The sequence below is a fragment of the Klebsiella sp. I138 genome, assembly GCF_051131765.1.
In the GTDB taxonomy this organism is placed as follows: Bacteria; Pseudomonadota; Gammaproteobacteria; order Enterobacterales; family Enterobacteriaceae; genus Klebsiella.
In genome coordinates this window covers 204600-216545 of sequence record NZ_CP180447.1, presented here as the reverse complement: position 1 = coordinate 216545, position 11946 = coordinate 204600, and the positions used below count along the sequence as shown (strand labels likewise).

Sequence of the window (11946 nt, the reverse complement as noted above, 5' to 3'; positions counted from 1 at the left end):
TGTTTCGTTATGTGTGTGCTGCCGACTCATCCTGCAGGTTTTATGCCATCTTCCCAGTGCGTGCTGGAAACAGCGTTAAATTTGTTAATATAAAGTTGCAGGATTGTCTTAAAAGGGAAGATAACAGCATTGGCGGATAAACCGCAGTGCCTGAACGCAAAAAAACAAATTAAATGTTGAGGATTTGATCGAGGCGACAAAATTGCACTGCAGGGGCGCAAAGGTTAATAAGACGCACTACTTTAGTGCATCAGCAGGCCCCTGCCAGCGGGTAAACAGATCCTGAGGGAGAGTGATATCGAACTGATCGATGACCCGATTGACCGTCTGATTAATCACATCATCCAGGGTTTGCGGCCGGTGATAGAAGGCCGGAACCGGCGGCATAATGACAGCCCCCATCTCCGCAGCCTGAACCAGCAGGCGCAGATGCCCGAGGTGGAACGGCGTCTCCCGGACGCACAGCACCAGCGGACGGCGTTCTTTAAGGACCACATCTGCCGCACGGGTTAGCAGCCCATCGGTATAGCTGTGGACAATCCCTGAGAGCGTTTTCATGGAGCAAGGCAGTATCGCCATTCCGGCCGTCTTAAACGACCCTGATGAGATACTGGCCGCGATATCGCGCGCATCATGGACCACATCCGCCAGCGCCTGCACTTCTCGCAGGGAATAATCCGTCTCCAGCGCCAGTGTCTGCCGCGCCGCCTGACTCATGACCAGGTGGGTTTCGACATCCGGCACATCGCGTAAAATCTGAAGCAGTCGCACACCGTAAATGGCGCCGCTGGCGCCGGAGATACCAATGATAAGTCGTTTCACGATGATTGCCTCTTCCACATAATGGGGCAGACTTTGCCGGATTATAGCGCCGGACGCAAGCGAGCGCCGCGGCTGACGGAGCTTTCTCGCACGACCAGACGCACCGGCATCAGCAGGTTTCTTTCACCTTCATCATTCAGTAGCAAACGAAATGCATCACGACCCAGCTCGCGCTTATCGATTGCCACGGTGGTCAGCGGTGGATAGGCCCAGGCGGCGGCATCGATATCATCAAAACCGACGATGGCCATATCATCCGGTACGTTCAGTCCTTTGCGCACGCAGACCCGCATCGCCACCAGGGCCGCCATATCGTTATAGGCAAAGATAGCGTCCGGGGGCTCAGGTAGCGCCAGTAACGTTTCCATCCCCTCAACCAGTGCCAGTTCAATATCCTTTACCGGGGGAACTTCCACCGTATACACCTCAGGAAGCACGATGCCGGCATCAAAGAGCGCCTGCTGGTAGCCTTCAACGCGCTGGCGAATACTGTAGTGGCGGCGGGAGTGTCCAAGAAACGCGATACGCTTTCTGCCCTGCTCCAGCAGATGACGGGTAGCCACAAAACCGCCGTGATAGTTATCCGGATTCACACAGGGGAAATCCGCGGCCCACAGGTCGACCAGCGCCACGGGCAAAGCAATTTTACGCAGCTCAGCCAGTATTTCCGCTTCCAGATAGCCAGCGCAAATCAGCGCATCGGGCTGATGTAAGGCAATCATTTCGGCAATCGAGTCATCCGGCGCGATAGGTTGAAAGCTCATCGCAATCTCATTTTCCCGGCAGGCATCGGCCACCCCCAGCATCACATTTGAATAAAACGGTAATGCGCTGGCGATGTTATGATGGCGATGCAGCAGGAACAACAGCCGTTTGATACGCCCGCTGCGCAGCCGGGTAAAATCGTAACCCTCAGCTTCCGCTACGGACAAGATCCGCTGGCGCGTCTCTTCACTAAGGCCCGGTTGTCCCTTCAGGGCGCGGGAAACGGCAGCAATAGAGACGCCGCTGGCTGTTGCAATGTCTTTAATTCGGGTCTTTTTTACCATTCCGCTCGTTTACCTGTCTGGCGCGAATACTCACGCTCGTCCATTATTTAAAGCCTGTTTACCCGCCCACGCCGCACCACGTACACCGCTGCTGGAACCATATTTAGCCGCCAGCACGGGCGTTTTACAACGACCGCCAAACACATACTTTGCCATCTCCTCCGATAAACCGCTATACAGCTCGGCCACGCAGGACAGCCCACCACCCACGACAATAACGTCCGGGTCGAGCAGATTAACCACCCCGGCAAACGCGCGTGCCAGCTGGTCGCGGTAGCGCTGCCACACCGCCAGGGCGACTTCTCGCCCTTCGCGCATTTGCTTAACAAGATCTTCCGCCGTCACATTCTGAGCGCTGCGTTGACGAAACTGCCTGGCCAGCCCGCTTCCGGAAATGAACGACTCCAGACAATGACGCTGCCCGCAATAACACACCGGGGATTCACCATCGAATTCAGGCGTATAGTGAGGTAATGGGTTATGTCCCCACTCGCCGCTGCAGGCATTTGGCCCTGTCAGAAGCCGCCGATGTGTGACAATCCCACCGCCGCATCCCGTCCCGAGAATGGCGCCAAATACCACATGATGATCGGCTCCGCTGCCGTCTGTCGCTTCCGACAGGGCAAAGCAGTTGGCGTCATTCACCACCGCAAGCGGCTGGGAAAAATATTCACTAAGAATATCATGCAATGGTTGACCATTAACAACCTGTATGTTTGAGTTTTTTACTAAACAAGAATTCAGTTCAATCGCTCCCGGCAGGCAGAACCCCATACCGATGGTCTTACCCGCCTCATCCTGGGCGTATTTAACCTGTTCAATCACACACTGCAAGAACTGTCCAAAGCTGTTTTTCTGCGTAGCAACCCGCCTACGCCACAGCACATCCCCCTCTTCACTCATAAGAACGGTTTCGAGTTTGGTTCCGCCAATATCCATCCCTAAATACATTTTCGCCGACCTTTTCTGCTGTAAATGTGGTTGTACTTTAACGAACAACCGATGGTTCAGTGTGCTCCCCGGCTTATTTATGTGATCAAAGTAGACATAAAAAATTTATTTCTAGTAAAAATAAAGATCACAATCACAACAGTAAACGCCGGATATATCTCCAGACAGGGCATCAGATCTATGCTCATCCTCGCATTGCATTTACTAAAAATCGTCAGAGATACGCCGTAATGACGTTTTGGATCATCACAGCCTGCTTACGCAAATAAGGATTGATTATGGCTACAGCCGATAATCTCGATACCGATGTGCAGATCGTTGATGCGGGAGAACGTCTCTCCACCCGCGAAAAAATAGGTTATGGATTAGGGGATGCCGGCGGTCACTGCATCTCAGATTTAATCAGCGGTTTTTTGCTGTTTTTCTACACCGATGTGTTTGGCCTCAGCCCGGCCATTGTTGGCGCGATGTTTTTTACTCTGCGAATTGTTGATGCGGTTTCCGATCCGGTGATGGGGGTTATCGCGGACCGGACACGCAGCCGCTGGGGCCGTTTTCGCCCGTGGCAGCTGTGGACTGCCGCTCCGCTCGCCGTCATCGGGGTCCTGACGTTCACCGTGCCGGACATGAGTGCCAATATGAAGATAGCCTGGGCCTTCGGCACCTACTTCCTGCTCTCTGTGGGCTATACCGCCAACAACGTCCCCTACTGTGCGCTGATTAACGCGATGACCAACCGTCACGATCAGGTGATGTCCTGCCAGTCCTGGCGCTTTGTGCTCAGCGGCATTGCCGGTTTCCTGGTCTCCGTCGGTCTGCCGTGGATGGTGGAATTTTTTGGCCAGGGCAATCTTGCCAGGGGTTATCAGTACGGCGTGACCGTGCTCTGCGCCATCGGTGCAGTGATGTTTTTATTGTGCTTTTTCTGGGTCAAAGAGCGCGTTCCCCTGTCGCTGGCGGGAACATTTACGCTGCGTCAGCATCTGCAGGGTCTGCGCAAAAACGATCAGCTGTTGATGATGCTGGTGATGTCCTTCCTGCTGGTGAATATTCTCTGTATTCGTGGCGGCGGCTATATGTATTTCATCTCTTACGCTTTAGAGGGCAGCGCCGGTTTTATGTCGCTGTTTTTTGCCGTCGTGACGCTGGCGGCGATTGCCGGGGCGGTGATCGTGAACCCGCTTTCCCGCCGTTTTGATATGGTCAAACTGTACTTTTACACCAACCTGGTACTGGTGGTCTTCGGCCTGGCAATGTGGTTTCTGCCGACTGGCCCGCAGCATCAGACCTTGTGGCTGGCCTGCATCCTGCTCAACAACATAGTCCTCGGTTTCACCCTGCCGCTGCACTTCTCGATCATGGCATTCGCCGACGACTACGGCGAGTGGAAGAACGGCGTGCGCTCTTCCGGGATGAACTTTGCCTTCAACCTGTTTTTTATCAAGCTCTCCTGGGCCTCATCCGGCGGCATTATCAGCCTGATCCTGATCATGGTGGCCTACCAGCCGGGTCTGGGAAACCAAACCGCCGCCTCCGTTCAGGGCATTACCCTGCTGCAAAGCGTGGTTCCGGCGATTTTCCATCTGGTGCTGGCGCTGTGTCTGCTGAAGTGCCGCCTGAATGGCCCAATGATGAAACGTATTTCTACCGATCTTCACTTACGACATTCGCAAATTTCCTGAGGTATACATAATGCAGTCTGATGTCATCGAAGCTGAACTGAACCGAATTACCGTAACCGACCCTTTTCTGGGAGAGTACCAACGTCTGATTCGCGATGTGGTCATTCCCTACCAGTGGGAAGCGCTGAACGATAATATTCCTGACGCCGAGCCAAGCCATGCGCTGGCGAACTACCGCATCGCAGCCGGACTGGAAAAGGGTGAATTTTACGGGATGGTCTTTCAGGACAGCGACGTTACCAAGTGGCTGGAAGCGGTTGCCTGGTCTTTAAGCCAAAAGCCTGACGCCACGCTGGAAAAAACCGCCGATGAAGTGATTGAACTGCTGGCAAAGGCGCAGGGTGAAGATGGCTACCTGAATACCTGGTATTCCGTGAAAGAGCCGGGTCTGCGCTGGACCAATCTTGCGGAGTGTCATGAGCTGTATTGCGCCGGGCATCTGTTTGAAGCCGCAGTGGCCTTTTACAAGGCCACCGGCAAGCGCCGCCTGCTTGAGATATCCTGCCGCTTTGCCGACCATATCAACGACGTTTTTGGTCCTGACGAGGGCCAGCTGCGCGGCTATCCCGGGCACCCGGAAATTGAACTGGCGCTGATGCGCCTGTATGAAGTCACCCGGGAGCCACGTTATCAGGAACTGGCCCGCTTTTTTCTGGAAGAACGCGGACGGCAGCCGTACTACTACGATATTGAGTTTGAAAAACGCGGTGGCACCTGGCACTGGGACAACTGGGGCCCGGCGTGGATGGTGAAGGATAAAGCCTATACCCACGCGCACCAGCCGTTGAATGAACAAAGCCAGGCGGTGGGCCACGCCGTGCGTTCGGTCTATCTGATGACCGGGCTGGCTCATATCGCCCGGATGACCCGTGACGAAGAGAAACGCCAGACCTGCCTGCGCATCTGGAACAATATGGTCCAGCGGAGAATGTACATTACCGGTGGCATCGGTTCTCAGGGAATTGGCGAGGCCTTCACCAGCGATTACGATTTGCCGAACGACACTGCTTACGGTGAAAGCTGCGCCTCAATTGGCCTGATGATGTTCGCCCGCAGGATGCTGGAAATGGAAGGCGATGCGCACTACGCCGACGTGATGGAGCGCGCTTTCTACAATACGGTTCTGGGCGGGATGGCGCTGGATGGCAAACACTTCTTTTACGTCAATCCGCTGGAAACCTACCCGAAAAGCATCCCGCATAACCATATTTACGATCATATTAAACCGGTCAGGCAGCGCTGGTTCGGCTGCGCCTGCTGCCCACCAAACATCGCCCGTACGCTGGTGGCCATCGGTCACTATCTGTTTACGCCGCGCCCGGATGCGTTGTTTATCAATTTCTACGCCGGCAGTGAAGCCCAGTTCACCATCAATGACCAGACATTAGCGCTGAAGATAGACGGTAACTACCCGTGGGACGAAGAGGTCAATATTACCTTCACCCATTCTCAGGCAGTCACGCATACCGTGGCGCTGCGTCTGCCTGAATGGTGTGAAGCGCCGCAGGTGTTCATCAACAGCGAGGCGGCACAGGGCGAACCGCTGAAGGGCTATCTGCATATCACTCGCCAGTGGCAACAGGGAGACGTCATTACGTTACATCTACCGATGACCATCCGCCGGGTCTACGCCAACCCGCTGGTGCGTCACAACGCAGGTAAAGTTGCTATTCAGCGTGGGCCGCTGGTGTACTGCCTTGAAGAGGCGGATAACGGTACCGAACTGCACAATCTGTCGCTACCTAAAGAGAGCGAACTGCGCGAAATTCAGGGCGTTGGCGTATTAAAGGGCAAAATAGTGCTACAGGCAGAGGGACTTCGCGTGCTGACCGCCCGGCAGGATAAACCGCTGTACAGCTTTGACCATCGCCCGACGGCGGTAGAGAAACAGACCTTAACCTTTATTCCGTGGTTTAGCTGGGCCAACCGTGGCGAAGGCGAAATGCGTATTTGGGTCGATGAAGCCTGATCCGAAAAACACAAAAGCCCGCGGTCATCAGACGGCGGGCTTTTCACAACAGTCGGGCAAATTAGCCTTCGTTGTGCATCTCTAAGTTTTCCACTTCGTTCTGGCGCTGCACCGCTTTCGCATCGTCATTGCGTAAGGAATCGAGATAATCAAGGTACTGCTGGTCCACATCCTTGGTGACGTATACGCCGTTAAATACGGAACATTCAAACTGCTGAATATCCGGGTTTTCCGCACGGACCGCATCAATCAGATCGTCCAGATCCTGGAAGATTAGCCCATCAGCGCCGATGATCTGTCGAATTTCGTCCACTTCACGACCGTGAGCGATAAGCTCGGTTGCCGTCGGCATATCGATGCCGTAAACGTTCGGGAAACGAATTTCGGGGGCCGCAGAAGCCAGATAGACCTTCTTCGCACCGGCTTCACGTGCCATCTCGATAATCTGTTCTGAGGTGGTGCCACGCACGATGGAGTCATCCACCAGCAGCACGTTTTTATCCCGGAACTCCGCGCGGTTTGCATTGAGCTTGCGGCGCACCGATTTGCGGCGCAGCTGCTGACCCGGCATGATGAACGTACGGCCAACGTAACGGTTTTTCACGAAGCCCTGGCGATAAGGCTTATCGAGGATACGGGCAATTTCCAGCGCGATATCGCAGGAGGTTTCCGGAATGGGAATGACCACGTCAATATCCAGGTCTTCCCACTCGCGGGCGATCTTCTCACCCAGTTTGGTGCCCATATTGACGCGTGCGCTGTAGACAGAAATTTTGTCGATAAAGGAGTCCGGGCGAGCAAAATAGACGTACTCGAAGAGGCACGGGTTGCTGACCGGATTCTCCGCGCACTGGCGGGTAAACAGCTGGCCTTTCTCGGTAATATAAACCGCTTCACCCGGTGCCACATCGCGCAGGAATTCGAAGCCCAGAGTATCCAGCGCCACGCTTTCGGAGGCCACCATATACTCGGTACGGCCGTCGCCGACATCACGTTTGCCCAAAACCAGCGGACGGATACCGTTCGGATCGCGGAACGCGACCATACCATGACCGATAATCATCGCCACGCAGGCGTAGGCGCCGCGGATCTGACGGTTCGTGGCGGCAATCGCGGCAAAAATATTATCCGCTTCCAGCGGGTAATGACGGAAATTATCCAGCTCACTGGCGAAGATGTTAAGCAGGATTTCAGAATCGGAGGTGGTGTTGATGTGGCGGCGTTTTTCTTCAAACAGCTTCTTACGCAGCTCGTGCGCGTTGGTCAGGTTGCCGTTATGCGCCAACGTAATGCCATACGGCGAGTTGACGTAAAAAGGCTGTGCCTCAGAAGCGCTTGAGCTGCCCGCCGTAGGATAGCGAACATGGCCAATCCCCATATTGCCCTGCATACGCTGCATGTGGCGAGCCTCAAAAATATCGCTCACCATGCCGTTTGCTTTACGCAAACGGAAACAGTTATTTGCATCAATCGTGATGATGCCTGCGGCATCCTGGCCACGATGCTGAAGCACCGTTAACGCGTCATAAATCGACTGGTTTACCGGCATAACACCGGCGATACCGACAATACCGCACATACGTCTTTTCCTCGTTCAGCCACATCCCAACGCTTATGCTTTGGGCAAGAAACTTGACGAGCTTTGCAGATAGTCAAAAAACCACCTGATAACGAAACTGAACTGCGGGATAAGCTCTGACTTTTGCCAGTCTTCACTTTTCGCCATACCGGTAAAACTATCGAGAAAAAACAGAATCGCAGAGACAATCAGCACGCCACGCAGGGCGCCAAAACAGATCCCTAACACCCTGTCGGTACCCGACAGGCCGGTTTTCTCTACCAGTGCGCCAATCACATAGTTGACGATGGCGCCAACGATAAGCGTTGCGATAAACAGTATCGCGATAGCAATCCCATTGCGGACCATTTCGTCTTCAAAGCCCGTGAACCAGACAGCCAGGTAAGTGTAGTAATGGCTGGCGACAAAGAAAGCACATCCCCAGGTTACCAGCGATAACGCTTCACGAACAAAGCCGCGGATCAGGCTTACCAGACAGGAAAAACCAATCACCGCTATAATGACGTAATCAATCCAGACCATAAAAATCCCACGATTTACGCCCTGTCGTCCGGTTCGGGGCGCATTCTAACAGAAAAAGAAAACGTTTGCGTAGGGATTTCCGTGCCCTACAGAAATAAAAATGGCGCTGAAAAAACATTCAACGCCATGCTGTCTTTCGCCTCCTGAAAGCGCGTCAGACAGGAGCTTTGCCCCTCACCAGCGCGGCGAGGGGCAAGATTAGTTGGGGCTATATCCCATGACCACACCGCTCAGGCCGGAGAGCTGTTTCAGGTCGCCAAGCTGCCCTTTCAGTTTATCTTTCGAGGCGTCAGGGCCGACCAGTATACGGGTGATTTTACCCTGAACTGGCGTCGAAGGCGACGTGTAGACCTTGAACCCGGAGGAACGCAGCTTACCGACGATTTCATTGACCTTATCCGCGTTCTTCAACGCGCCGAGCTGCACCACGTAGGCTTTGCCGGTCGGTGCAGGAATCTCAGCCGGTTTCGCCGGCGGCGTCTGCACGACGGCCTGTTGCGTCTGCGGCTTATCAACTGGCTTCGGCTGCTGGGGCTTAGGTTGAGGTTGAGGTTGAGGCTGCGGTTTGGGCTGCGGCTTCGGCGCGACGACCGGGTCCTGGGTATCATCGAAGCTATTGCTGTTAACCGGGATACGTGACGGATCCAACGACGGCGCAGCCGCGTCTCCCGCCCTGACCTCTTCAGCCGCCCCTTCAGGCGGTTGAGCCGGAAGAGCCTGAGTCGCCGCAGGAAGCATATCCGGCTCATCGCGATCGCCCGGTTTTGGCACCAGCGGAATGGCCGCAAACTCGTCCTGATAATGCTTTTTCTGACCGTCGAGCAGCCCTGGAAGAATAATAACCCCCAGCGCCACCAGCACAATGGTCCCGACTAAACGGTTCTGAAACTTACTCGCCACCGATTCTCCCCGCGTCTATTTCTTCCATTACATGTGCTACCGTGTGGAATGAACCACACACCAGCACCGTATCTTCCGGCCTGGCGTCGGCCATGGCCGCATGCCAGGCCTGAGCGACGTCAGCGTAAGCTTTTCCTGCGCGTAAATGTTCCTGCAGCTGTTGCGCCGTCGCACCGCGCGGCCCTTCCAGCGGCGCGCAGTACCAGCTATCTACTTCCGCCGTCAGATTTGCCAGCGTTCCGGCAATATCTTTATCATGCAGCATACCAATAACCGCCAGCACGCGCCCCGTTTTCGGCAGGCTTTTGAGACGTCCGGCGAGCCAGGCTGCCGCATGAGGATTATGCGCCACATCGAGAATAACGCGCGGCGTCTCGCTGATTATCTGAAAACGACCCGGCAGCATGGCCTGTTTAATGCCGTCGCGAATCGCCCGATCGCTCACCTTAAGCCGGCTGGCTCGCAGCGCAGCCAGCGCCGTGGCGGAATTCGGCAGCGGAATCAGAGGCAACGGTAAATCCACGAATGTCCCCTCCCCGTCGCTGAACGACCATGTCTGCGCATCGGCGGCATAGCGCCAGTCAACGTCGCGTCGCAGCAGTATCGCGCCTTTCTCGGCGGCGACCTCAGCAATGGTATGCGGCATATCAGGCTCACCGACGACCGCCGGTTTACCTGCACGGAAAATACCGGCCTTTTCACGGCCAATACTTTCTCGATCCGGCCCCAGCCAGTCAGTATGATCCAGCGCAATGCTGGTCACCACCGCCACGTCAGCATCGACGATGTTCGTGGCATCAAGACGACCGCCCAGGCCGACTTCAAGGATAACCACATCGAGCTGAGCCTGTTTAAACAGCCACAGCGCAGAGAGCGTACCAAACTCGAAATAGCTCAGGGAAATCTCGCCGCGGGCCGCTTCAATTTCGGCAAAAGAGGCGGTATGCGCCGCTTCCGACAGTTCTGCCCCCTGCACGCGCACGCGTTCGGTATAGCGCACCAGATGCGGCGAGCTATACACCCCAACCTTGTAACCCGCCGCCATCAGCACGGACTCCAGCGTACGGCAGGTGGTGCCTTTTCCGTTGGTTCCCGCCACCGTGAAGACGAACGGCGCAGGTTTTAATACCGCCATCCGCCCGGCGACTTCGCTCACGCGCGTCAGCCCCAGATCAATGGTTTTACTGTGCAGATGTTCCAGATAGGAAAGCCACGTAGCCAGGGGCGACGTGGCCTGAGGAATAGGTTCTTTTTCCATGATGTCCGCGAGAGTTAACGGTAAATACGCTTCATCCTTCAAACTGCCTCTTGCCGGCTGCGCTCGTCATCCGCGCTGTCTATGGCCCAGGCCCCTAAGGGGCTGTAACCCTACCGCCGCGCCGCAGTTTGAACGATGGCGCATATAATTAAAAAAGGGCAGCGCCGTCAGGCCTGCCCTCTGAATTATCAGGCCTCTGGTTCCTGATCCGGTGCCGGTGGCACCACCTCACCTTCGTGAGAGACGTCCTGGCTGGGTGCCGGAAGATTCATCAGCTTCGCCAGAATGCTGGCCAGCTTCAGACGCATTTCCGGGCGGCGAACGATCATATCGATCGCCCCTTTTTCAATCAGGAACTCACTGCGCTGGAATCCCGGCGGCAGTTTCTCACGTACGGTCTGTTCGATAACACGAGGCCCCGCAAAACCAATCAGCGCTTTCGGCTCAGCAATGTTAAGGTCGCCCAGCATCGCAAAGCTTGCCGATACGCCACCCATGGTCGGGTCGGTCAATACGGAGATATACGGTAAACCGCGTTCCTGCATTTTCGCCAGCGCTGCGGACGTTTTCGCCATTTGCATCAGCGACATCAGCGCTTCCTGCATACGCGCGCCGCCGGAAGCGGAGAAGCAAATCAGCGGGCAATTATCTTCCAGCGCCTGTTCAACCGCGCGCACGAAGCGAGCGCCTACAACTGAACCCATCGAGCCGCCCATAAAGGCGAATTCGAAGGCTGCTGCGACAACCGGCATCTCGTGCAGGGTGCCCTTCATGACCACCAGCGCATCTTTTTCACCGGTCTCTTTTTGAGCGGACGCCAGACGGTCTTTGTATTTTTTCGAATCGCGGAACTTCAGCACATCTTTCGGCTCGAGCTCGCTTCCCAGCTCCACCAGGGAACCTTCGTCCAACAGGCTATGCAGGCGATTACGCGCCGACATACGCATATGGTGATCGCACTTAGGGCAAACCTCCAGGTTGCGCTCCAGCTCTGCGCGGTACAAAACCTGCCCGCAGCTGTCGCACTTGGTCCATACACCCTCGGGAATGCTCGCCTTGCGGGTGGGAGTAATATTGCTTTTAATTCGTTCAATCCAGCTCATTGATAACCTTTCTGCCTGAACCTGGTCGATGCCAGTTTTGTCGTAAGGGGCGCATAATGCCATTTTTGACCCTTACAGACCATGAATGTTGCACATTAAATCATAACATCC

The 11946-nt window shown here is 55.2% G+C and carries 11 protein-coding genes; 3 read left to right on the top strand and 8 right to left on the bottom strand.

What is annotated here, in order from left to right; all coding sequences use genetic code 11:
• The first annotated feature begins 11 nt into the window (after positions 1–11).
• On the top strand, positions 12–140 hold the full coding sequence (locus ACMYSK_RS01000; RefSeq protein WP_434643732.1) for a hypothetical protein: 129 nt from the start codon (positions 12–14) through the stop codon (positions 138–140).
• A 97-nt stretch (positions 141–237) separates the two neighbouring features.
• On the opposite strand, the gene ACMYSK_RS00995 is transcribed toward ACMYSK_RS01000, so the two are convergent.
• From ACMYSK_RS00995 to ACMYSK_RS00985, 3 genes are read right to left on the bottom strand one after another with little or no spacing between them, the layout of a single operon-like run.
• Positions 238–822, bottom strand: a complete 585-nt coding sequence (locus ACMYSK_RS00995) for a UbiX family flavin prenyltransferase (protein ID WP_434639514.1) — start codon at positions 820–822, stop codon at positions 238–240.
• A gap of 41 nt (positions 823–863) precedes the next feature.
• The gene (locus tag ACMYSK_RS00990; RefSeq protein ID WP_434639513.1) at positions 864–1871 is read right to left on the bottom strand and encodes a LacI family DNA-binding transcriptional regulator; all 1008 of its coding nucleotides are present in this window, start codon (positions 1869–1871) and stop codon (positions 864–866) included.
• 30 nt (positions 1872–1901) lie between these two features.
• Complete coding sequence (locus tag ACMYSK_RS00985; RefSeq protein ID WP_434639511.1) at positions 1902–2822, bottom strand: ROK family protein; 921 nt, start codon at positions 2820–2822, stop codon at positions 1902–1904.
• 278 nt (positions 2823–3100) lie between these two features.
• On the opposite strand from ACMYSK_RS00985, the gene ACMYSK_RS00980 reads away from it, so the two are divergent.
• Positions 3101–4504 carry an MFS transporter gene (locus tag ACMYSK_RS00980; RefSeq protein ID WP_434639509.1) on the top strand — a complete coding sequence of 468 codons (1404 nt, stop codon included), beginning with the start codon at positions 3101–3103 and terminating at the stop codon, positions 4502–4504.
• 10 nt (positions 4505–4514) lie between these two features.
• Positions 4515–6473 (top strand): glycoside hydrolase family 127 protein, encoded by a 1959-nt coding sequence (locus ACMYSK_RS00975; protein ID WP_434639507.1) that lies wholly within the window; start codon positions 4515–4517, stop codon positions 6471–6473.
• A 61-nt stretch (positions 6474–6534) separates the two neighbouring features.
• Here the strand turns inward: ACMYSK_RS00975 and purF are convergent, their stop codons facing one another.
• The 5 genes from purF to accD form a co-directional block, all read right to left on the bottom strand.
• Positions 6535–8052, bottom strand: a complete 1518-nt coding sequence (gene purF, locus ACMYSK_RS00970; RefSeq protein WP_434639506.1) for an amidophosphoribosyltransferase — start codon at positions 8050–8052, stop codon at positions 6535–6537.
• A 33-nt stretch (positions 8053–8085) separates the two neighbouring features.
• A complete protein-coding gene (cvpA, locus tag ACMYSK_RS00965) occupies positions 8086–8574 on the bottom strand; it encodes a colicin V production protein (protein WP_004865201.1) in 489 nt (162 codons plus the stop codon).
• Positions 8575–8772: 198 nt separating this feature from the next.
• Positions 8773–9474, bottom strand: a complete 702-nt coding sequence (dedD, locus tag ACMYSK_RS00960; protein ID WP_434639504.1) for a cell division protein DedD — start codon at positions 9472–9474, stop codon at positions 8773–8775.
• Complete coding sequence (gene folC, locus ACMYSK_RS00955) at positions 9464–10732, bottom strand: bifunctional tetrahydrofolate synthase/dihydrofolate synthase (RefSeq protein ID WP_434639502.1); 1269 nt, start codon at positions 10730–10732, stop codon at positions 9464–9466. Before folC ends, dedD begins: the two co-directional genes overlap by 11 nt.
• Positions 10733–10920: 188 nt before the next feature.
• Positions 10921–11835 (bottom strand): acetyl-CoA carboxylase, carboxyltransferase subunit beta, encoded by a 915-nt coding sequence (gene accD / locus ACMYSK_RS00950; RefSeq protein ID WP_434643729.1) that lies wholly within the window; start codon positions 11833–11835, stop codon positions 10921–10923.
• Between the last annotated feature and the right edge of the window lie 111 nt (positions 11836–11946).

Bases quoted from the DNA above. Each gene is read 5' to 3' on its own strand.
- ACMYSK_RS00990 (WP_434639513.1), bottom strand. From the start codon at position 1,871: ATGGTAAAAAAGACCCGAATTAAAGACATTGCAACAGCCAGCGGCGTC.
- cvpA (WP_004865201.1), bottom strand. From the start codon at position 8,574: ATGGTCTGGATTGATTACGTCATTATAGCGGTGATTGGTTTTTCCTGT.
- ACMYSK_RS00980 (WP_434639509.1), top strand. From the start codon at position 3,101: ATGGCTACAGCCGATAATCTCGATACCGATGTGCAGATCGTTGATGCG.
- accD (WP_434643729.1), bottom strand. From the start codon at position 11,835: ATGAGCTGGATTGAACGAATTAAAAGCAATATTACTCCCACCCGCAAG.
- folC (WP_434639502.1), bottom strand. From the start codon at position 10,732: ATGGAAAAAGAACCTATTCCTCAGGCCACGTCGCCCCTGGCTACGTGG.
- purF (WP_434639506.1), bottom strand. From the start codon at position 8,052: ATGTGCGGTATTGTCGGTATCGCCGGTGTTATGCCGGTAAACCAGTCG.
- ACMYSK_RS00985 (WP_434639511.1), bottom strand. From the start codon at position 2,822: ATGTATTTAGGGATGGATATTGGCGGAACCAAACTCGAAACCGTTCTT.
- ACMYSK_RS00975 (WP_434639507.1), top strand. From the start codon at position 4,515: ATGCAGTCTGATGTCATCGAAGCTGAACTGAACCGAATTACCGTAACC.